This is a genomic window from Faecalibacterium sp. Marseille-Q0746 (assembly GCF_017377595.1).
Lineage (GTDB): Bacteria > Bacillota > Clostridia > Oscillospirales > Ruminococcaceae > Faecalibacterium > Faecalibacterium duncaniae.
Genome location: NZ_JAFREI010000001.1, coordinates 213109 through 234755, shown reverse-complemented (window position 1 = coordinate 234755; position 21647 = coordinate 213109). Strand labels below are relative to the sequence as shown.

Annotated in this window: 19 protein-coding genes; 17 read left to right on the top strand and 2 right to left on the bottom strand. The window is 61.2% G+C overall.

What is annotated here, in order from left to right; genetic code table 11:
* Nucleotides 1-109 precede the first annotated feature (109 nt).
* Genes J3351_RS01165 through J3351_RS01110 form a run of 12 tightly spaced genes read left to right on the top strand, consistent with a single transcriptional unit; the run spans nucleotide 110 to nucleotide 12220 of the window.
* The gene (locus J3351_RS01165; RefSeq protein WP_098925172.1) at nucleotides 110-988 is read left to right on the top strand and encodes a YicC/YloC family endoribonuclease; all 879 of its coding nucleotides are present in this window, start codon (nucleotides 110-112) and stop codon (nucleotides 986-988) included.
* A gap of 31 nt (nucleotides 989-1019) precedes the next feature.
* Nucleotides 1020-1289, top strand: coding sequence for a DUF370 domain-containing protein (locus J3351_RS01160; RefSeq protein ID WP_005932684.1), 270 nt, complete (start codon nucleotides 1020-1022; stop codon nucleotides 1287-1289).
* A gap of 4 nt (nucleotides 1290-1293) precedes the next feature.
* On the top strand, nucleotides 1294-1866 hold the full coding sequence (gmk, locus tag J3351_RS01155; protein ID WP_005932687.1) for a guanylate kinase: 573 nt from the start codon (nucleotides 1294-1296) through the stop codon (nucleotides 1864-1866).
* A gap of 23 nt (nucleotides 1867-1889) precedes the next feature.
* Nucleotides 1890-4151: a primosomal protein N' gene (gene priA / locus J3351_RS01150; protein WP_207696923.1), complete on the top strand. Its 2262-nt coding sequence runs from the start codon at nucleotides 1890-1892 to the stop codon at nucleotides 4149-4151.
* Between the two features lie 43 nt (nucleotides 4152-4194).
* Nucleotides 4195-4731, top strand: a complete 537-nt coding sequence (gene def, locus J3351_RS01145; protein WP_097772231.1) for a peptide deformylase — start codon at nucleotides 4195-4197, stop codon at nucleotides 4729-4731.
* Nucleotides 4731-5651 (top strand): methionyl-tRNA formyltransferase, encoded by a 921-nt coding sequence (gene fmt, locus J3351_RS01140; protein WP_207696922.1) that lies wholly within the window; start codon nucleotides 4731-4733, stop codon nucleotides 5649-5651. The genes def and fmt overlap by 1 nt, the downstream gene beginning before the upstream one ends.
* On the top strand, nucleotides 5651-6973 hold the full coding sequence (gene rsmB, locus J3351_RS01135) for a 16S rRNA (cytosine(967)-C(5))-methyltransferase RsmB (RefSeq protein ID WP_207696921.1): 1323 nt from the start codon (nucleotides 5651-5653) through the stop codon (nucleotides 6971-6973). The genes fmt and rsmB overlap by 1 nt, the downstream gene beginning before the upstream one ends.
* A 39-nt stretch (nucleotides 6974-7012) precedes the next feature.
* Nucleotides 7013-8053, top strand: coding sequence for a 23S rRNA (adenine(2503)-C(2))-methyltransferase RlmN (gene rlmN / locus J3351_RS01130; RefSeq protein ID WP_005932700.1), 1041 nt, complete (start codon nucleotides 7013-7015; stop codon nucleotides 8051-8053).
* Between the two features lie 19 nt (nucleotides 8054-8072).
* Nucleotides 8073-8822, top strand: a complete 750-nt coding sequence (locus J3351_RS01125) for a Stp1/IreP family PP2C-type Ser/Thr phosphatase (RefSeq protein ID WP_156070142.1) — start codon at nucleotides 8073-8075, stop codon at nucleotides 8820-8822.
* The gene (gene pknB / locus J3351_RS01120; protein ID WP_156069724.1) at nucleotides 8815-10671 is read left to right on the top strand and encodes a Stk1 family PASTA domain-containing Ser/Thr kinase; all 1857 of its coding nucleotides are present in this window, start codon (nucleotides 8815-8817) and stop codon (nucleotides 10669-10671) included. Before J3351_RS01125 ends, pknB begins: the two co-directional genes overlap by 8 nt.
* A gap of 11 nt (nucleotides 10672-10682) precedes the next feature.
* Nucleotides 10683-11561: a ribosome small subunit-dependent GTPase A gene (gene rsgA / locus J3351_RS01115; protein WP_098922511.1), complete on the top strand. Its 879-nt coding sequence runs from the start codon at nucleotides 10683-10685 to the stop codon at nucleotides 11559-11561.
* Nucleotides 11561-12220: a thiamine diphosphokinase gene (locus J3351_RS01110; protein ID WP_242699253.1), complete on the top strand. Its 660-nt coding sequence runs from the start codon at nucleotides 11561-11563 to the stop codon at nucleotides 12218-12220. Before rsgA ends, J3351_RS01110 begins: the two co-directional genes overlap by 1 nt.
* A gap of 187 nt (nucleotides 12221-12407) precedes the next feature.
* Here the strand turns inward: J3351_RS01110 and J3351_RS01105 are convergent, their stop codons facing one another.
* Nucleotides 12408-13970, bottom strand: coding sequence for an ABC transporter substrate-binding protein (locus tag J3351_RS01105; protein WP_242699252.1), 1563 nt, complete (start codon nucleotides 13968-13970; stop codon nucleotides 12408-12410).
* 204 nt (nucleotides 13971-14174) lie between these two features.
* Between J3351_RS01105 and murD the strand changes: the two genes are divergently transcribed.
* Genes murD through J3351_RS01085 form a run of 4 tightly spaced genes read left to right on the top strand, consistent with a single transcriptional unit; the run spans nucleotide 14175 to nucleotide 18958 of the window.
* Nucleotides 14175-15578, top strand: coding sequence for a UDP-N-acetylmuramoyl-L-alanine--D-glutamate ligase (murD, locus tag J3351_RS01100; RefSeq protein ID WP_156070134.1), 1404 nt, complete (start codon nucleotides 14175-14177; stop codon nucleotides 15576-15578).
* Nucleotides 15575-16342: a GNAT family N-acetyltransferase gene (locus tag J3351_RS01095; RefSeq protein WP_207696918.1), complete on the top strand. Its 768-nt coding sequence runs from the start codon at nucleotides 15575-15577 to the stop codon at nucleotides 16340-16342. Before murD ends, J3351_RS01095 begins: the two co-directional genes overlap by 4 nt.
* A 9-nt stretch (nucleotides 16343-16351) precedes the next feature.
* A complete protein-coding gene (locus J3351_RS01090; RefSeq protein WP_005932709.1) occupies nucleotides 16352-17614 on the top strand; it encodes a methionine gamma-lyase family protein in 1263 nt (420 codons plus the stop codon).
* Between the two features lie 27 nt (nucleotides 17615-17641).
* Nucleotides 17642-18958: an aminopeptidase C gene (locus J3351_RS01085; RefSeq protein WP_207696917.1), complete on the top strand. Its 1317-nt coding sequence runs from the start codon at nucleotides 17642-17644 to the stop codon at nucleotides 18956-18958.
* A gap of 58 nt (nucleotides 18959-19016) precedes the next feature.
* On the opposite strand, the gene J3351_RS01080 is transcribed toward J3351_RS01085, so the two are convergent.
* A complete protein-coding gene (locus J3351_RS01080; RefSeq protein ID WP_207696916.1) occupies nucleotides 19017-20555 on the bottom strand; it encodes a HAMP domain-containing sensor histidine kinase in 1539 nt (512 codons plus the stop codon).
* Nucleotides 20556-20667: 112 nt separating this feature from the next.
* Between J3351_RS01080 and J3351_RS01075 the strand changes: the two genes are divergently transcribed.
* Nucleotides 20668-21369 (top strand): response regulator transcription factor, encoded by a 702-nt coding sequence (locus J3351_RS01075; RefSeq protein ID WP_207696915.1) that lies wholly within the window; start codon nucleotides 20668-20670, stop codon nucleotides 21367-21369.
* Nucleotides 21370-21647: the final 278 nt, after the last annotated feature.

The window sequence follows — 21647 nt, the reverse complement described above, 5'->3', positions numbered from 1 at the left end:
AGAGTAAAATATATAGTATATGTATCGTAACATGGGTTTGTGTGCCCCAAAGCGGATACATATACGAAGAATGTCCGCAGAAAACCCTTTGGAATACGAGGAAAAAAGCATGATTTTGAGCATGACCGGTTTTGGCCGGGGAACTGCTGTGCGCAATGGCCGCGAGATCACGGTGGAGCTGCGCAGCGTCAATTCCCGGTACTTTGAGTATTCTTCCCGGATGCCCCGCACCTGCAGCTATCTGGACAGCCGCCTGAAAAAGCAGCTGAACGAGCGGGTGACCCGCGGCAAGGTAGAACTGAGCCTGACGGTGCAGACCGTGGATGCCGCCGATACCGTGGTGGCTGTGAATCAGGAGCTGGCCAAGAGCTACCAGCAGGCCCTGCGGGATCTGTCTGAGACGCTGGAGGTCAAGAACGATGTGACCGCCGGGATGATCGCCCGCTTTCCCGATGTGCTGACTACCCGCCACGCCGATGTGGATGAGGAGCAGCTGTGGGAGGATGTTTCCGCTGTCACTGCCCAGGCGCTGGACCGCTTTGTGGAGATGCGCGCCGCTGAGGGTGCCAAGATGAAGGCTGACGTGGAGAACCGCCTGCGTTTTCTGGAAGAATGCGTGGGCCGGGTGGAGACCTTGAGTGCCGGCCGGGTGGAGAACTACACCAACCGCCTGTACGAAAAACTCAAGGTCATTCTGGAGGACCGGAACATCGATGATGCCCGTGTCCTGACCGAGGCCGCCATCTTTGGCGACAAGACCGCCGTGGATGAGGAGACCGTCCGCCTGCGCAGCCATATCGCCCAGTACCGTTCCATTCTGGAGCTGGACGAGCCCGTGGGCCGCAAGCTGGATTTCCTGACCCAGGAGCTGAACCGTGAGACCAATACCATTGGTTCCAAGTGTCAGGATCTGGATATCACCCGCATCGTGGTGGATATGAAGGCGGAGATCGAGAAGATCCGTGAGCAGATCCAGAATCTGGAGTAAACCCTGAGATTCAGATGGTTCGGAGGAAAAGATGAAACTGATCAACATCGGCTTTGGCAATCTGGTCAGCGCGGGCCGGGTGGTGGCTGTGGTCAGCCCCGATTCTGCCCCGGTCAAGCGTCTGGTCAAGGAAGCGCGGGAGCGGGGGATGCTCATTGATGCGTCCTATGGCCGCAGCACCCGCGCCGTCCTCATCATGGACTCCGACCACGTTGTCCTTTCAGCCCTTCAGCCCGAAACGGTAGCCAGCCGTGCCGCCGGTCAGGCCGAGGGCAAAACAGTGACAGAAGAGGAGCAGTAAGACCATGGAAAATGAAAAATATCTGTTTGTCGTTTCCGGTGCCGCCGGTACCGGAAAGGACAGTGTGGTGAGCGCTTTGCGCAAGGCCCACCCCGAGATCGAAAAAACGGTTTCTGCAACCACCCGTTCTCCCCGCCCCGGGGAGCAGGAAGGGGTAGACTACTACTACCGCACCAAGGAGCAGTTCCAGCAGCTCATCGATCAGGATGAGGTCGTGGAACACAACTTCTTCAACGGCAACTACTACGGCACCCTGAAGGAAGAGGTCAACAAGCGGCTGAACGCGGGCAAGCTGGTGGTCATGGTCATCGATGTGCATGGCGCGGCCAATATCCGCCGCATGTATCCCGGTGCCACCACCATCTTCCTGCTGCCTCCCTCCACTCAGGAGCTGGAGCGCCGCCTGCGCGGCCGCGGCACCGAGACCGAGGAGAGCATCCGGGAGCGCCTGGAGATCGCCCGCAATGAGCTGGCCCAGCAGGATAAATTCACCCTCAAGCTGGTCAACGACGAGGTGGATGCCTGCGCCGCCAGACTCTATGATGTCATCTGCCAGCGTGCAGGCCTGACCCGCTAAAACGCTTTGAAGGAGCTGCCTGAATGCCCAAAACGGTAGGCGTTGCAGTGAGCAACGCGACCTTTCATTTCGACAAACTCTATACCTATGCCGTCATGCCCGACCAGCAGGATACTGTCCGGCTGGGCAGCATGGTGCTGGTGCCCTTCGGGCGGGGGAGCCGTGCCCGGATGGGTGTGGTTCTGGCCTGCGATGCCGAACCGGAGAGCGCAAAGCTCAAGTTCCTGTTCGATGTGGCCCCGGCCTCTGCCTGCCTCACCCCGGAGCTGCTGCGGCTGGTGCACTTTTTGAAGGAGCGCACCTTCTGCACTTATTACGAGGCCGTCAAGGCGGTCATCCCCTACGGCGCGCAGTACAAGCCCACCGTGGCGGAGGACGGCGTGACCCCGGTGCTTCAAAAGCAGCTCGTCCGCCACACGGAAAATGCCTACAAGCTGGTGGGCACGCTGCCTCCAAAGCCCAGGCCGACCGCCAAGCAGCTGGCCGCAGTGGCCCTGCTGACCGGGGGAGAGCGCACTCTGTCTGCATTGGAGGAAAAGGGCATCAGCCGGGCAGTGCTGGACAACCTCTGCGCCAAGGGCGTGCTGGAATGCAGCAAGGTGAACAAATCCATCGACCTGTATTCTTCCATCCCGCTGAAGAACGAGCCCATCCTTCTCACGGAGGAGCAGCAGGCTGCCTATGACGCGCTGCTGCCCGGGCTGGAGGATGCAGCCCCGCACTCGGCCTTGCTCTACGGCGTGACCGGCAGCGGCAAAACGCTGGTGTTCCTGAAACTCATCGAGCACTGCCTGCAGATGGGCCGCCGGGCGCTGGTGCTGGTGCCTGAGATCAGCCTGACCCCCCAGATGATCCTGCGGCTGAAAAGCCAATTTGGCAAGCGGGTGGCCGTGCAGCATTCCGCCCTCAACCATACCGAGCGCCTGCTCCAATGGCAGATGATCCAGGACGGCGGCGCGGATATCGTGGTGGGCACCCGCAGCGCGATCTTCTCCCCGCTGGAAAACATCGGCCTTGTCATCATTGATGAGGAGCAGGAACACACCTACCGCTCCGAATCCGCGCCCCGCTACTCAGCCCACGAGGTGGCCCGGCAGCGCGCGGCGGAGAACGGGGCCCTGCTCCTGCTGGCCAGTGCCACCCCCAGCACCGAGAGCTATTATGCCGCCCAGCATGGCCGCACCCAGCTGGTGCGCCTGACCAAACGCTATGGCGGCAACCCGCTGCCCAAAGTCCAGATCGTGGATATGCGGGCCGAGCTTGCCTCCGGCAACCCCCGGGAGATCAGCCTTGCCATGGAGGATGCCATCCGGCACAACCTTGAGGCAGGCAAGCAGACCATCCTGCTGCTCAACCGCCGGGGTTACCAGACCGTGGCCCAGTGCGAGGATTGCCGCGAGGTGCTCAAATGCCAGAAGTGCAGCGTGCCCATGGTCTACCACAAATCGGCCCACAAGCTGCTCTGCCATTACTGCGGCAGCCAGCTGGACCCGCCCCCTGCCAGGTGCCCCGCCTGCGGCGGAAAACTGCAGTACCGGGGCTTTGGCACCCAGAAGGCCGAGGAGGAGCTGGCAAAGCTCTTTCCGGAGGCCCGCATCCTGCGGATGGATCAGGATACCACCGCCGCCAAGGATGCCCATGAAAAGCTGCTGGCAAAGTTTGCCCGGCATGAATATGACATTATGGTGGGCACCCAGATGGTGGCAAAGGGGCTGGATTTCGAGGATGTGACGCTGGTGGGCGTGCTGGGCATCGATTCGCTCCTGTTCGCCCAGGGCTTCCGGGCCTATGAGACCGTGTTCAGCCTCGTCACGCAGGTGGTGGGCCGGAGCGGCCGGGCAAAAGACCCCGGCTTTGCCATCATCCAGACCACCGACCCGGACAACCCGGTGCTCAACCTTGCCGCCGCGCAGGACTACGACGCGTTCTTCGAGCAGGAGATCGCCTACCGGAAGCTGGGGCTTTATCCGCCCTTCTGCGGGCTCTGCGTTGTGGGCTTTGCCGGGCCAAAGGAGAGCGAGGTGGCCCGGGCTTCCGCCCGCTTTGCGGCCCTGCTGGGCCGACAGGCGGCCAAACAGCCCGACCTGCCCCTGCGGGTGCTGGGCCCCACCCCCGGCAGCATTGAAAAGATCAACGATTCCTACCGCTATAAACTCACCGTCAAGTGCCGCAACGACCGCCGTTTCCGGGACCTTATCCGGGAAACGCTGACCCTCTACGAGCAGGAAAAACTGCCCGGCAAGGCCACCGTTGTGGTCGATCTGCACTCGGACGGGGATATCTGATACAACACAACAATACAACACAACAAATTTTGGAGGTACCACTATGGCTATCCGCAATATCGTAAAAGAGGGCGACCCCATCCTGAACAAGGTCTGCCGCCCCGTGACCAACTTTGATGACCGTCTTGCCACCCTGCTGGATGACATGCGGGAGACGATGATCGCCGCCGACGGCGTGGGTCTGGCAGGCCCTCAGGTGGGCATGCTGCGCCGCGTGTTCGTGGTGTGGGACACCACCGATGCCCCCGAGGAGATCCCCGAGGATTATGAGTACAAGTTCATCGATTTCGTCAACCCCGAGATCCTGGCTGTTTCTGAGGATGAGGAGACCGCCTACGAGGGCTGCCTGTCCTTCCCCGGTCACAACGGTGCTGTGACCCGTCCCGTTGCCGTCAAGGTGCGTGCACAGGACCGCAACGGCAACTGGTTCGAGCTGGAGGCCGAGGATCTGCTGGCCCGCTGCATCCAGCACGAGAATGACCATCTGGACGGCATTACCATCATGGAGTCCAGCGAGTATTTCTACGAGGACACCGAGGAGGGCAAAAAGGCTGCCCGTGAAGCGAAAGGAAACAACTGATGCGCATTCTGTTCATGGGAACCCCGGATATTGCCGCGGAGTGCCTGAAGGCCCTGTATGCCGCCGGTCACGAGATCTGCGGCGTGTACACCCGGCGGGATAAGCCGGTGGGCCGCAAGCAGGTGCTCACCGCGCCCCCGGTCAAGGAAGTTGCTCTGGAGCATGGGACTCCCGTGTTCCAGCCCCGCACCCTGCGGGACGGCAGCGAGGATGCCAACATCCGGGCGCTGGCCCCTGACCTCATCGTGGTGGTGGCCTACGGCTGCATCCTGCCCAAGTCTGTGCTGGAAGCCCCGAAGCATGGCTGCATCAATCTGCATGTGTCCCTGCTGCCCAAGTACCGCGGCAGTGCCCCCGTGCAGTGGGCTGTTCTGAACGGCGACACCGAGACCGGCGTTTCCATCATGCAGATGGACGAGGGGCTGGACACCGGCGATGTGCTGGTCTGCGAGAAGATCGCCATCGGCCCGGAGGAGACCAGCGGCGAGCTGTTCGACCGGGTCACCGCCGTAGGTGCCCGCGTCCTCTGTGAGGCGGTGCCCGCCATGGAAGCTGGCACCCTCAAGCCCCAGCCCCAGCAGCATGAGAATGCCACCCTGGCCCCCATGCTGGACAAGGAGCTGGCAGAGTTCAGGCTGACCGATACTGCTGCGCACATCCACAACTGGGTGCGCGGCATGAACCCCTGGCCCATGGCCTGGTTCGTGACCGCAGGCGGCAAAAAGGTCAAGGTAACCGAGTGCCGCGTGGCTGCTTCCAACGGTGAGGCTCCCGGCACGGTGCTTTCCACAAAGCCCCTGACGGTGGCCTGTGCCGATGGCGCGGTCCAGCTGCTTCATGTGGTGCCTGAGGGGAAAAAGCCGATGGATGGCACCTCCTTTGCGGCCGGTCTGCGCCTCAAAGCGGGGGATACCCTCTGATGGCGGCCAATCCGCGGGCAGCGGCAGTGGCTGCACTGGTCCGGCAGGAGCAGGACGGCTTCTCAAACCTTGTGCTGGATGCCGAACTCCGCCGCCAGAAACTGGAGGGCCGGGATAAGGCCTTTGCCGGTGCCATCTTCTACACCGTGCTGGAACATCAGGGCACGCTGGATTTCATTCTGGAACAGTTCCTGCCCAAGGGCCTTGCCAGGCTGGACCCGCAGGTGCGCGAGATCCTGCGGGCCGCGCTGGCGCAGGCCCGCTATATGCAGGTGCCGGTGTCGGCGGCGGTGAACGAGGCTGTCAAGCTGACCCGCACTTTCAAAAAGGCGAGTGCGTCCGGGCTGGTCAATGCCGTCCTGCGCAAGGCCTGCAATTATGATCTGGAAACTGCCCGCTTCCGGAACGAGACCCAGCGCCTCATGGTGCTGGGCTCTGCGGGGCAGGATGTGGCAGAGTTCCTGCGCACCCATTACCCCGAGGAAGCGCTGGGCATCCTGACCCACACCGCCGATGGCGGCTGCACCAGCCTGCGGGCCAACTGCCTGAAAATGGATGCCGCGGCCCTCTGTGAAAAACTGCTGGAAAGCGGCGTGAAGAGCGCGCAGCCCGGCCTTGTGCCCGGCAGTGTGCTGGCAAAGTTCGAGGGCAGCCCGGCGGAGCACCCGCTCTTCAAGGAGGGCTGTTTCCATGTGGAGGGGCAGGCCAGCCAGCTGGCAGCCCTCTGTGTGGAGGCAAAGCCCGGCGATACCGTGATCGACCTCTGTGCGGCACCCGGCGGCAAAACGCTGCTGCTGGCCGAGGAGATGCAGGGGCAGGGCGCACTGTACAGCTGCGATGTGGCAGAGCACCGGGTCGGGCTCATCCGGAGCGCTGTGGAACGGATGGGCTTTGCCCATGTCACCGCCCTCTGCAATGATGCCACCCGCCCCAACCCAAAGCTGCCCGCCGCAGACCGCATTCTGGTGGATGCCCCCTGCAGCGGCCTGGGCATTCTGGCAAAAAAGCCGGATATCCGCTATAAGACGCTGGAAAAAGCACGCCACGATGAATTATTGGCCACCCAGTCGTCCATTCTGGACACAGCAGCCGCTCTGCTGAAAGCGGGCGGGCGGCTGGTCTACTCCACCTGTACCATCGACCCCGCCGAGAACGAGGAGCAGGTGGCGGCGTTCCTTGCCCGTCACCCGGAGTTCCGGGTGGTCCGGCCCACTGTGGCGTTCCCTGACGGAATGACAGTGGGGGAGCACGGGGCGCTCTCGGTGCCCACCCGCACCGGGATGGACGGCTTTTTCCTCTGCGCCATGCAGAAAACGCAATGAACCCGCCGTCCGGTTCGTATTGATTCATAGGAGAATACCATGGAACAAAAACGCTGTATCTCTTCCCTGACGCTGGCCGAGCTGACCGCTGCGCTGAAAGCCATGGGTCAGCCGGGCTTCCGGGCAAAGCAGATCTTCCACTGGGTGCACCAGAAGCTGGTCACCGAGTTTTCTGCCATGACCGACCAGCCCAAGACCCTGCTGGCAAAGCTGGAAGAGCAGTTTTACATTGCTGCCCCCAAGATCGAGCGCCGGCAGGAAGCCAAGGACGGCACCGTGAAATATCTGCTGCGGATGGCCGACGGCAACTGCATCGAGACCGTTGTCATGCGCTACCACTACGGCAACACGGTCTGTGTCTCCACTCAGGTGGGCTGCCGGATGGGCTGCCGCTTCTGTGCCTCCACCCAGGCAGGCCGGGTGCGCAACCTGGAAGCCGGTGAGATCTGCTCTGAGATCTATACCGCCCAGAAGGACATCGGGGAGCGCATCTCCCACATCGTCCTCATGGGCATCGGGGAACCGCTGGATAATTTTGACGAGGTCATGCGCTTCCTTGAGAACATCTCCTCCCCGGAGGGCGTGAACATCGGAATGCGCAACATCAGCCTTTCCACCTGCGGTCTGGTGCCCAAAATCGACCAGCTGGCTGAGAAAAAGCTGCAGCTGACCCTTTCGGTCTCCCTGCATGCCCCCAACAACGAGATCCGCAGCGGCATGATGCCGGTCAATGATGCCTACCCCGTGGAGGTGCTGATGCCCGCCGTCCGCCGCTATCAGGAGACCACGGGCCGCCGGGTCAGCTTTGAGTATTCGATGGTGCGCGGTGTCAATGATTCCGATGCCTGTGCCAGACAGCTGGCCGACCTCATCCGGGGCATGGGTGCTCATGTGAACCTCATTCCCATCAACCCGGTGGACGGAAGCCCCTACTCGGCTACCGATGCCGCCAATGTCCAGCGCTTCCAGAAAAAGCTGGAGAGCCTGGGGGTCAACGCCACGGTACGCCGCCGTCTTGGCAGCGAGATCAGCGCCGCCTGCGGCCAGCTGCGCCGGGACGAAATGAATGGTAAGGCGTAAATCGCAAGAGGAGAAGCCTATGAAACTAGCAGGAAAAACGGATGTGGGCCGCGTCCGGCAGGAAAATCAGGATGATTACCGTGCCGGGGAGCTGCCTGGCGGTGCTGTCTGGGCACTGGTGTGTGATGGTATGGGCGGTGCCAAAGGCGGCCGCGAGGCCTCACAGGGGGCCTGCAATGTCATCGAACAGGTGTTTCAGGAGCAGTACGCCCAGTGCGGAGCAGGGCAGGAGGAAGCTTTTTTGAAAAAGGCCCTCATCAGTGCCAACCGCTATGTGTTCAACAAAGCTGCCCACGAGGAATCGCTGGCCGGTATGGGCACCACGGCGGTCTGCGCCCTGGTGCGGGGTGGGGAAGCCACCCTCTGCCACGCGGGCGATTCCCGCGCCTACCTCTGCCGGGGCGGTAAACTGACCCAGCTCACCCACGACCACTCCTATGTGCAGGAGCTGGTGGACTGCGGCACCATCACGGAGGAGGAGGCCGAGCACCATCCCCAGAAGAACATCATCACCAGGGCGCTGGGCGTGGATTACCGGCTGGAGCCGGAGGTCACCTCGGTGCAGCTGCAGGCAAAGGATCTGCTGCTGCTCTGCTCGGACGGCCTGACCAACATGGTGCCGGTGGAGCAGATGGAGCAGCTGCTGGCGCAGGGTCCGTTCTACGACCTGCCCGACCGGCTGGTGGATGCCGCCAACGAGAACGGCGGCTCCGACAACATCACCGCCCTTCTGCTGGCTGTGGAACCTACGGAGGTGCACCATGGATAACCTGATCGGCAAAACGCTGGACGGCCTGTACACGGTGCGGGAGCTCATCGGCACCGGCGGCATGGCCAATGTCTACAAGGCCGTTGTGGGGCCGGGGGGCCCGGTGCCGGAGGGCACGGTCGTGGCCGTTAAGGTGCTGCGGCAGGAGCTCATGCACGACCCCGACCTTGTGCGCCGTTTCAAGAACGAGTCCAAGGCCATCTCGCTGCTCAACCACCCCAACATCGTCAAGGTGTATGATGTCTCGGTGAGCGACCATCTGCAGTATATCGTCATGGAATATGTGGACGGTATGACCCTGCGCGAGTATCTGAACGAGCGGGGCGGCAAGCTGACCAGCCGGGAGACCGTCCACTTTATCTCTCAGATCCTGAAAGCGCTGGACCATGCCCACCACAACGGCGTGGTGCACCGGGACATCAAGCCCCAGAACATCATGCTGCTGGACAACGGCCAGCTGCGGATGATGGATTTTGGCATTGCCCGCATCTCCCGGGCCGAGAACCAGCTTTCGGGCGGCAAGGCCATGGGCAGCGTCCACTATATCAGCCCGGAGCAGGCCAAGGGCGATGAGACCGACTTCACCAGCGACCTCTATTCGGTGGGCGTGATGATGTACGAGATGCTCTCGGGGCATCTGCCCTTCGATGCCGATGACGTGGTGGAGGTGGCCATCAAGCAGATCTCGGATCAGCCCAGGAGCCTGCGGGAACTGGCTCCCTGGGTGCCGGTGGGGCTGGTGGAGATCACCGAGCGCGCCATGGCAAAGCGGCCCGAAAACCGCTACAAGAGCGCCGCTGAGATGCTGGAAGCCCTCAACGCCTATGTAGAGAACCCGGCCATCGTGTTCAACTACACCTATCTTCCCGATGAAATTCCTGAAAAGGTGGTGGAACCCCCTATGCCCAGAAAAGAATCCCGTCCGGAGCGCGGCAGTGCCCCGGCAAAAGGCAGAAAAAAGAAAAAGCGCACCGTGTTCCTGCCGGTGCTGTTTGGCATCACCGTGGCCTTTGCACTGGCCTGCGCGGCCCTGTGCTGGATGATCCTGAATGATTCCAGTTCCCTGATGGGGGAAAAGGCCGATGTGGTGCTGGCAGATTACAGCGGCATGACCCAGGATGAGGTCAACGCTTCCCAGCAGGTGGCATCCGGCCAGATCGTCATCAACTGGGAGCAGGCCTACAGCAACGATTACGCCGCCGGTTACGTCTACCGGCAGTCCCCGGTGGCGGGCCGTACCGTCCGCGAGGGTCAGAGCGTGACCCTGACCGTCAGCCTGGGCATCCAGTATGTCACCGTGCCGGATGTCTCCAACTATGTGCAGGCAGATGGTGAGCAGCAGCTCAAGGATCTGGGGGTCTCTGTTTTGATCACCCAGGCGGTGGAACCCAGCGTGGCCGCAGGCTCCATCATCCGCACCGAACCTGCTGCGGGCAGTCAGGTTGCCGCAGGTTCCACAGTGGTGGTCTATGTCAGCCGCCCGCAGGTCAACACCACGGCCAAGGTGCCTGCCCTGACCGGTCTCAAGAGCGTGAACGATGCCCGCTCCGTGCTGGTGCAGAACAAGCTGGGCCTTGGCAGCACCACCGAGCAGTACAGCGACCAGCCCGCAGGTACCATCATCGGCCAGAGCCCGGCGGCAGGATCTACCGTCAAGGTGAACAGCCGTGTCAGCATTACCGTGAGCGCAGGCCCCGAGCCGGTGCCTGAGACCCCGGCTGAACAGCCGGGCAGCTCCTCCAGCGATTGGTGGAGCGGCCTGATCGGGGGCAGCTCTTCCAGCAGCGGCGATTCTTCCAGCAGCGAGGGTACCGGCCTGGGCGACTGGTGGAGCGCGCTGCTGTCCTGAGGGAGGAACGGATGAAGGGATATATCGTAAAAGGAATTGGCGGCTTTTACTACGTCAAGACCGAAGAGGGTGTGATCGAGTGCAAGCCCCGGGGCATCTTCCGCAAACAGAAGATCACCCCCGTGGCGGGCGATGAGGTGACGCTGGAGACCGAGAACGGCGCGGCAGTCATTGCCGAGATCGCACCCCGCAAAAACGTGTTTGTCCGGCCGCCTGTGGCCAATCTGGATGTGCTGTTCCTTGTGGCCAGCACCACCCAGCCCACCCCCAGCACGCTGGTGCTGGACAAGCTCTCGGCCATCGCCGTGGACAAGGGGGTGCAGCCCGTCATCGTCTGCACCAAGGCTGACCTCGGTGAGGTGGAGTTCCTGCGCAGCGCCTATGAAAGATCCACTCTGCCCTTCATTGCCATCCGCTACGACAGCGGGGAAGGGTTGGACGAGGTCAGGCAGTGGATCAGCGGGCGGCTCTGCGCCTTCTGCGGCAACTCCGGTGTTGGCAAATCGACCCTGCTCAACACCCTGCTGCCTCAGGCCGAGCGGGAGACCAGTGCCATCAGCCAGAAGCTGGGGCGCGGCCGCCATACCACCCGCGAGGTGACCATCTTTGAGGCCTTTGGGGGCCGCATTGCGGATACCCCCGGTTTTGCCAGCCTGGAAGCCAACCGCGCCGGGTTCATCCCCAAGGAGAATCTGGAGCACGCCTTCCCGGAGTTCGGGCCCTACCTTGGGCAGTGTCAGTTCACGGGCTGCTCCCACCGCACGGAAAAGGGCTGTGCCATCCGTGCCGCTCTGGCCGAGGGAAAACTCTCCCGGACCCGGTACGACAGCTACTGTGCTATGTATGAGGAAGTCAAGGATGTCAAGGACTGGCAGAGGAGGGGAATGTGATGCGCTGTGTGATCCTCTCGGCCTGCCCGGTTTCGCCGGAGTTGAAGCGTCTGCTCCGCCCCGATGACTTTATCATCGCCTGTGATGCTGGCTACCGCAACTGCGCGCCGCTGGGCTGCAAGCCCAATATCATCCTGGGAGATTTCGATACCGCGCCCTGTCCGGTGCAGCAGAACGACGATATCATCGTCCTGCCTCACGTCAAGGACGACACCGACACCGAATATGCCGCCAAGCTTGCCAGTGAGAAGGGCTTTACCGAGGTGCTTCTTCTGGGCGCGCTGGGCGGCAGGCGGATCGAGCATACCCTCTCGAATCTTGCCACCGGCCTTGGGCTGGAAGAACGGGGGGTGCGGGTAACGCTTCAGGATGAGCGCAGCCGCGTCACCTTTGTCCGCTCCGGCGAAACCCGCGCCTACCCGAAGGAGGAGTTCTTCTATTTCTCCGCTTTCCCCATGGAGGGCAGGGCGGAGGGCGTGTGTGAGCGCGGTTCCTATTATGAGCTCACCGATGATGTGCTGGTGGCCGGTTACCCGCTGGGAGTCAGCAATGAGTATGCCGAAGGCTCAGACTGCATCACCATCTCCACCCGCAAGGGGGCGCTGGTGGTCGTGGAAACGGTGCCGGATACACCGATCCTGACCGGGAACAAGGCCTGAGCCGCACACTTTGCCGTCCTGCCGCTTATATTGTGGTATCACACCACGAAAGGCGGGAGAGCGATGCAGGTGGTCGTTATCAAAAGCCCAAAGTGTCTGCGCGGCGTTCTGCGCAGGCTGTTCGGCATCAAAAAGGGATAAGAAAAATACCGGGGCAGGCGGCTGCTCCGGTATTTTTTGTGGCACATCATTCTTTTGTGGTATAGGTCAGATCCAGCACCGGGCCAAAGGGGTCAAAGATGAGGTTCTGGATGCCGGGTGCGATCAGCAGGCGCTTCTGCTGGGCAAACAGAGGGACCGCCACGGCATCGCTGAGCAGCTGGCGCTCACAATCGCCCAGCAGGCGGCAGCGGGAGCTTCCGGTGGCCTGGGTGCTGGCCTGCAGCTGGGTGGCATACAGGGAATCTGCATAGCCGGTCAGGCCGTCGCCCGCTGCGGTGAACTGGTTCAGCATGTTGTACACACTGCCGCCCTCGGCGCTGATGGGGGCCAAGGCGATGGTGTAGTCCCCCTCGGCCAGCCGTTTCGCAAAGGTCTCCTCGTCCACTTCTTCTACGGAGAAGAAGAGGGAAAACTCCTTTTGCCACACGCCATTGATCTCCTCAGCGGCGCTGGTCACGCCGGAACCGGCGGGCACCATCAGGCTGACCTTGTTGAAGTCGGAGGTGGTCAGCGTCTGCCGCGCCGTGAGGTAGAGCGCCCGGGCATCCACCGCGGCGGGAGTCACATCCCCGGCGGTATCCCGGTAGTTCATGCCGTCCACAGTCAGGCCGTCCGGTACCAGACCGTTGGCGGCGGCATAGAGTCCGCCGTCCGGCACCTCGGCTGCACCCCGCGCGGCGGAGGCCAGTGCCTGCCGCAGCTCGGTGGAAGCAAACACGCTGCTGCAGTTGAACAGCAGGCTCCATGTGGTATCGGAGTAGGAGAGGGAAGTCAGGGTGGTGGGCGCGGCGGTGTCGTCCGGGGCGGCAGAGCACTTCTCGTTGGCAATCAGCTCTGCGGCGGACTGCCCGGCGCTGTTGGTGTTCTGCACCAGCCGCAGGCTGTCGATGAGGCTGCCCGAGGGGGCACGCCGCAGGAACAGGCCGCTGGCTGTCCAGTTGTAGATGTAGAAGCTGCCGCTGGAAAGGGTGGACGAAGCATTCAGACCGTAGGTGCCCCGGGTGGAATTGAAAAATTCCTCATCGCAGGGCATGGCACCGGGCAGGGTGAGCTTCTCGAGGAAGTTGTCGTCGGCACTGCTCAGGTGGAACACCAGCGTCAGCGGCCCGGAGGCCGTGACTCCCAGCGCGCTCTCGGGCATCTGCCCGGCCAGCACGGCGGCGCTGTTTTCAAGGGCCGCAAACTCCACCGCGTAGGGGGAGTTGGTCTCCGCCCGGAACAAGCGCCGGAAAGCGAACACAAAATCCTCGGCGGTGATGGCGTAGTCGGTGGCGTTGCCCTTGGTGGCGGTGTAAGTCAGGCCGTCCTTGAGGTAGAAGGTGTAGGTGAGGCCATCGGAGGACTTCTCCCACCGTTCGCAGAGGGCAGGCTCATATTTGCCGCTGGGAGCTTTGCGGACAAGGCCGCTGTACAGGTTCTCGCAGGCGATGACATCCGCAGAAGCCGAGGCCACCTGCGGGTCAAGGTTGGCCGGGATGCTGTCCACGAACCAGGTGAAGCTGTTGGAGCCCGAACCACAGCCGGTCAGGGCAAAAACAAACGCAATGGTCAGCACCACTGCGGAAAAGCGGATCAGGGAATGTTTCAAGAAAATGCGCTCCTTGTAAAATGATACGATTAAAGTATAGCGGAAACGGTCGGAAAAGACAATCGACATTTTGTGAATTCAGATAGGATTTCGGTGCATCCGGGGCCAGAACAAGGTTTGGCGTTGCCAATTGGCTGGAAAAGGTGTAAAATGGAGCAGTGAATCAATTTCAGCCTGAATTTTCATAGAGGAGGTTCTTTCTTTATGCAGAAAGATCAGCAGAAGCTTGCAGAACTCATCCAGGGCAAAAAGGTGGCGTTCATCGGTGCCGGTGTCAGCCACAAGACCCTTATCAAGGAGTTTGTGGAGCTGGGGGCCCATGTGACCCTGTGTGACCAGAAAAAGAGCGTGGAGGAGTTTGGCGATTATGCCGCTACCATCCGGGAACTGGGCATTGACCTGAGCCTGGGCGAACACTATCTGGACGGCTTCAAGGGCCAGGATATCATCATGCGCACCCCCGGCTTTGTGGGCTACTTTGAAAAGCCCCTGCAGGATGCCATGGCGGCGGGCACCATGGTCACCAGCGAGGTCGAACTCTTCTTCGATTTCTGCCCCTGCGAGATCGTGGCCGTGACCGGCTCTGACGGCAAGACCACCACCACCACCCTCATCTCCAAGTTCTATGAGGCCGCAGGCCGCAAAGTACATCTGGGCGGCAACATCGGCGCTGCCCTGCTGCCCATGCTGCCTGAGGTCCGGCCGGAGGATGTGGCTGTGGTGGAGCTGTCCAGCTTCCAGCTCATCAGCATGCACCAGAGCCCGAAGATCGCGGTGGTGACCAACGTCACCCCCAACCACCTCGATCACCATAAGGATATGCAGGAGTACATCGACGCAAAACGCAACATCCTGCTCTACCAGAACCCGCCCTGCCGTGCCGTGCTGGGCTACGAGAATGAGATCAGCCGCTCCATGCAGAAGGACTGCAAGGGCAGGCAGGTCTGGTTCACCCGCCTGCACGATACCGACAACGGTGCATTCCTGCGCAAAGAGGACAACATGCTCTGCATGGCCGAGGACGGCGTGGTAACACCCTTCCTGGCCCAGAAGGACATCAAGCTGCGGGGCCTGCACAACATCGAGAATCTGCTGGCCGCTGCCGCCGCAGTCTGGGGTGAGGTGCCCGTGGAGGCCATCCAGAAGGTGGGCAGCACCTTTACCGGCGTGGAGCACCGCATTGAGCCGGTGCGCACGCTGGACGGCGTGCTCTACTACAACGATTCCATCGGCACCAGCCCCACCCGCACCATTGCGGGCCTGCGCAGCTTTGACCAGAAGGTCATCCTCATTGCGGGCGGCTACGATAAGCACATCCCCTATGAGCCGCTGGCCCCCGAGATCGTGGCCCACGTCAAGGATCTGGTGCTGATGGGTGCCACCGGCCCCCGCATTGAAAAGGCCCTGCGGGAGGACCCCGGCTTCAACGAGGCCGCACTGCCCATCCAGCACGCGGACAATATGCAGCACGCTGTGGAGCTGGCCCGTGCCGCCGCAAAGCCCGGCGATATCATCATCCTGTCTCCCGCCAGCGCTTCCTTCGACCTCTACCCCAACTTTGAGGTGCGCGGCCGCGAGTTCAAGAACATCGTCAACGCACTGAAATGATCACGCAGGTCAGAACGCCCCGCCAGAGGCAGCGGTTCCGCAGTGCCTGCCGCGGAAAGCTCTGCCTTGAGGCCACGATGCCGCAGGCGCTGGAGCTTTTCGGCAAAAGCCAGCCGGGCCGGTTCTTCGCCGGGCCAACGCTGGCGCTGGATGTGGGCGGCAGCACCGCTTGGCTGGCGGGCCACGCCAACCCGGACGAACTGGCCAGCTTCCTGCATTTCTGCGGCTGTAGGGCAGTTGTCCTGGACGAAGCCGAGTGCCCGCCGCCCACCGGCTGGGCCCGGGTAAAGTCCCTTTTTGTCTTTGGCCTGGCACCCGGAAAGCAGCTGCCGGAACCCGCTGTGGAAGAAACGCTCTGGGCCTCCCTGCATTTTGACCCGGAGCCCCCGGCGGGCCCCGTTGCACAGATGCTGTTTCCGGACCGCCCCACGCGGCGGGATGACTTTTACTCTGAGCTCTGCTCAAAGCGCGCCCGCGGCAGGGCTGTGGTCTGGGCTCTGGAGCAGGGCGGGGAGCTTGCCTGCACCGTGGGCGCTTACGCCATTGGAACGGAGCAGGCTTACATGGCCTGCGGCGAGACTGCGGAGCCATTGCGGGGGCGCGGCATCGGCGGGCGGCTCATCGTCCGGCTGGCCAACACCCTCTCGGCGCAGGGGCTTCAACCCCTTTTCCTCTGCTCCCCGGAACGGGTGCACTTTTATACCCGCCTCGGCTTTGAAAAGCTGGGAGAGTATGCCCGATATGAAAATAAAGATCAAGGATAGATTATGTCAATGTTGAACCACTTTTTTGATTACAAACCCGAAGTCCTGGCGCTGGACGAAAAAGCCATGGAGCTCTGCCAGCCCTATTTCCGTCACATGGAGGAGATCCGGGACTACAACCAGCTGAAAATGCTCAAGGCCTTTGCCGATACCCAGATGTCCTCCACCGATATGCTGGGCACCACCGGCTACGGCCTGTGGGATACCGGCCGCGCCAAGCTCGAGCAGATCTTTGCCGAGGTGATGGGCGCGGAGGATGCCCTTGTGCGCAGTCAGTTCCAGAGCGGCACCCATACGCTGGCGGTGGCCCTGTTCGGCCTGCTGCGGGCAGGGGATACCCTGCTGGCTGCTACCGGCCGCCCCTACGATACGCTGGAGGGCGTGATCGGTCTGGACGGCAAGGGCAAGGGCACTGGCACCCTGATGGACTACGGCATCCGGTACGACGAAGCCCCCCTCAAGGCCGACTTTACCCCGGATTACGCGCTGATCGCTCAAAAGGCCCCGGGGGCAAAGGTCTGCCATATCCAGCGCAGCCGCGGCTACCTGCAGCGCAATGCCTTTGATCTGGATACCATTCAGAAGATCGCCGACACGGCCCGTGCCGCCAACCCCGAGATCATCATCTTTGTGGACAACTGCTATGGTGAGTTCACCCAGATGAAGGAGCCCTGCCAGGCCGGTGCCGACCTTGTGGTGGGCAGCCTCATCAAGAACCCGGGCGGCGGCATCGCCCCCACCGGCGGCTATATCGCGGGCCGGAAGGATCTGGTGGAGCTGTGTGCCTACCGCCTGAACGCCCCCGGACTGGGCAAGGAGCTGGGCTGTACGCTGGAAACGCCCCGTGATATGTACCTTGGCTTCTACTATGCCCCCGGCGTGGTGTGTGAGGCCATCAAGACCGCCATCTATGCCCAGTGCCTGCTGGAGCTGGTGGGCAAAAAGCCCATCCCGCGCTACTGCGAAGACCACAACGATATCGTGACCTGCTTCGATGCCGATACCGCCGATGCCCTCATCGGCTTCTGCCGCGGCATTCAGGCCGCCAGCCCCGTGGACAGCTATGCCGCACCGGAACCCTCTCCGGAGCCGGGCTATACCGATGAGGTCATCATGGCAAGCGGCAGCTTTACCCAGGGCAGCACCATTGAGCTCTCCTGCGACGGCCCCCTGCGTGAGCCTTACACCTGCTACCTGCAGGGCGGCCTGAACTTTGCCGCAAGCCGTGCCGGTGTCCTGCTGGCCGTGCAGAATGCTTATTTCAAGGATTGAACTTTTCAGAAAGAAAGCGTGAATCAAATGAATCGTGTTACTTCCATTGATGCCCGGATGCTGGAACGCTTTGAGCAGGGCTATGCTGCCCGCCCGGAGCTGAATGTGATGTCCAATGCAGTTTCCCGCACGGCTCTGCCGGACGCAGCCTTTGTGCCCGCCGCTGCTGCCAAGCTGCGGATGGACTTCTCTGTGCTGGTCAAGACCAATAACATCACCAACCAGAAGCAGAGCGGCCGCTGCTGGATGTTCTCCACCCTGAACGTCCTGCGCCAGCGGGTGATCGCCAAGTGCGATCTGGAGGATTTCTCCTTCTCTCCCACCTATCTGGCGTTCTACGATAAGCTGGAAAAGGCAAATCTCTTCCTTGAGAACATCCTCCACTTTGCGGATCAGGACCTGACCGACCGTGAGACCTACACCCTGCTGGGCAGCCCGCTGCCCGACGGCGGCCAGTGGGATATGGCCATCAGCCTGATCAAAAAGTACGGCGTGGTGCCCTCCTGGGTCATGCCGGAGACCGTCCACTCCACCGGCACGGCCAAGTATCTGCCCATCCTGAACCGCAAGCTGCGGGAGGATGCGCTGGAACTGCGGGCCATGGCAAAAGAGGGAAAGGACACGGCCGCCCGCCGCGAGGAGATGCTGGCGGAGATCTACAACGCCCTGTGCATCCTCTACGGCCAGCCCCCCAGGAGCTTTGACTTTGAGTATACCGACAAGGATGAGCACTACCACTGCGACCGGAACCTGACCCCGCACACCTTCCTGGAGAAATATGTGGGCAATGATCTGGATGATTACGTCGTCATCATCTCCTCGCCCATCCATGCACTGAACCGCACCTACTGCCAGCCCTTTATGGGTGACGTGGTGGAGGAGAATATGTTCTGGCTGAACCTCTCGCAGGAGGAGCTGGAGGATCTGACCATCCGCCAGCTGCAGGCAGGGGAGGGGGTCATGTTCAGCTGCGACTGTCACCCCGACGGTGACCGCGCCAACGGTTATTGGGATCCCGACTGCTTCCAGTACGGCGAGGTGCTGGGCGGCCTGACCTTTGGCATGACCAAGGCCGAGCGGCTGCTCACCCGTGAAAGCACCATGAACCATTGCATGATGTTCTGCGGTGTCAATCTGGACGAGAACGGCAAGGCTGACCGCTGGAAGATCGAGAACAGCTGGGGCGATGCCTCCGGCCAGAAGGGCTACTACATCGGCAGCGAGAAGTGGTTCAAGGCCAATGTCTACCAGATCACCGTCCGCAAGAGCCTGCTGAGCGATGCCCAGCGCGCCCTGCTGGATCAGGAGCCCCTGCCCATGAAGCTGTGGGACCCGCTGGCTTAAATTTAAATAAGATGCTATAAAGAAATCCCCCCCGCCTATGGCGGAGGGGATTTCTTTGTTAAGCGGATAATAGGGGAAGCTTCAACGTGAAGCAGCTGCCTTTGCCCACTTCGCTTTCCAATAGGATTTCTCCGTGGTGCAGGTGGGCAAGCTCCTGCGCAATGGTCAGTCCCAGACCTGTGGAGTCGTGCTTGGAAGAGGTGGTGGTGTGGAAATACCGGTCAAATACGGCGGCCTGATCCTCCGGCGCAATGCCGCAGCCCGTGTCCCGGACGCTCACCAGAGCAGCACCGGCCTCCACCCGGCTGTTGACGGTGATGCTCCCTCCTGCAGGGGTGTAGTGAATGGCATTTGTCAACAGGTTCTGCAGGATCTGCTGCAGCCGGATCTGGTCGCCCCACACCGGCAGCTCCGAAGCCGGGGGAGCCTGAAGCACCACGCCCTTCTTCTCAGCCTCCTCCCGGCAGCTGTCACAGACCGCAGCGATGACCTCCCCCAGAGATACCCGGTCCTCGTTGAGCATCACCTGTTTCTGCTCCAGCTTTGCAGCCAGAAACAGATCCTCCGTCAGGCGGCGGAGAAAGGCCGTCCGCTGCTGCAGGGCGGGCAGCAGGGCCGGCAGGGCCTCCGGTGCAGCCTCCAGTGTGTCCAGTCCACTGCTGACCGCAAACAGGGGGCTTCGCAGGTCGTGGAAAATGTTCAGCATCATGCTTTTCCGGGCCTCAGTCTCCTCCGTCAGGGCCTTTGTCCGCTGAATGACCCGGGCATCCAGCTCCCGGGCCAGCTGCTCCGCCCGATCAAATTGCAGGGCATACCGGCGGCAGACGTAGGCCATGCAGCCCAGAGTAAAAGGCGCATCGTAGATCCGGGCACACCGGAACAGGTAGAAAAACACGCTCTCCTGAAAAAACGGCACATGCATGCCCGGCAGGACCACCCATACCCGGAAGCCAATGGTGATGGCACAGGGAAACAGCATCAGCAGGGCAGCGTCGGAGCCCCGGGCATACATCGCCATCAGTATGCCCAGACAGTAGCCCATGCCCAAAAGCAGCCCCACCGCCCGTACACGGCTGGGGGGAATCAGCGTCAGAACAAGATACCCCAGCGTCAGAAGCAGGGAACCGAGCCGCTGCCTGTGAGACACCGGCACAGCCCCTGTCAGGGCGGCACACAGCAGAATACCTGCCAGAACCGTGACGGTAAAGAATCCCCGGCGGAAAAAGGCGCTCCAGCCGGAACTTCCCACCGGAGCCAGAATGATCACCAGAGCCCAGAGGGTCAGCACCGTCAGATACAGCAGAAAATACCCCAGTTCCTTCTGAGGCTTGTATCGGTACAGGGCCAGCACCACCGCTCCCAGAGTGCAGAATACCGCAATGGCCATCCACTGCAGCACCGTGCGGAAGGTCAGGGCAGCCACTCCTTTTTCCGGGAACAGGGCAGCCCATGCCATCAATTGGGCTTCGGAGTCCATGCCGGGGACTCCAAAATCCGCCAGCGCCGGCAGTCGCTGGTTGAACCAGATCCCTGCCAACCCAATGGTCAGTGCCAGTGCCCCGGCAGCAGCCGGAAGCAGAAATCGCTTTTTTATCATAAAAAGACCCCCTGCAAAACTTTGGAGAACCGGTTGAGAACAGCCCGGAAATACGGTATACTAGATAAAGATATTATAGCAAATTCACGCCGAAAAGGGGAGGGCAAACCGCATGATCCGCATTCTTCTGGTGGAAGATGATCCGGTGATCCGGGACACTACCAGCTATTTCTTGAAATGTCAGCAGAATTTTGAGGTGGTCTGTGCTGACACCGGCGGCGAAGCGCTGAGCCACGCCCGGGAAAAGTTCGATGTGATCCTGATGGATATCCTTCTGCCGGACACCAACGGCATGGATCTGTGCCAGCGCCTGCGCAGCTGGCACCACTGCCCCATCATTTTTACTTCCTGTCTGGACGATACAGACACAGTGGTACGGGCACTGGAATTGGGCGGCGATGATTTCCTGACCAAGCCCTACAACCACAAAGTTCTGCTGGCCCGCATCATGGCAAACATCCGCCGTGTCCAGATGGATGCCGCAGAGCCCAGCGTCAGCGGCTACCACTGTGTGGCCTTTACGCTGGATTCCAACAGCCATTGCGTGGAAAAGGATGGCCGGAGCATCCATCTGGCCGATATGGAGTACCGCATCCTGACCCTCTTCATCCGGCATCCCAACACTTTCTTTACCGCAAACGAGCTTTACCGGAAGATCTGGGGGAAGGAAAGCCTGGGTGATGTCCGCACTGTGCAGGTGCATATCCATAACCTCCGCAGTAAGATCGAGCCCGACCCCGCAAAGCCCATCTACCTCAAAAATGTCTGGGGCAAAGGCTATATTTTCCGCCCGGAAGGGGAGACGGAAGCCTGAAATGGTTTTGCTGTCTTAAATATCGTTAACCCTCAAAGCACCCACTTCTTAAGGAAACTTAAGCCGGGGGTGCTTTTTTCTGCTCTGATTTGACCGTTATTTATCAAACAAAGTGGGAAACAGGAATTTCCCAGCGAAGAAACGGCAAAGATGTTTAAGAATTCTTAAAAGACAACAGGCAGACTTTGTGTTAATTTATTATCGAACGAAGTCTGCACCGCATTGTGGCGGTACGTTTCGGATAAGAGGAAAATCGAAGAATAAGAACAGAAAAAGAG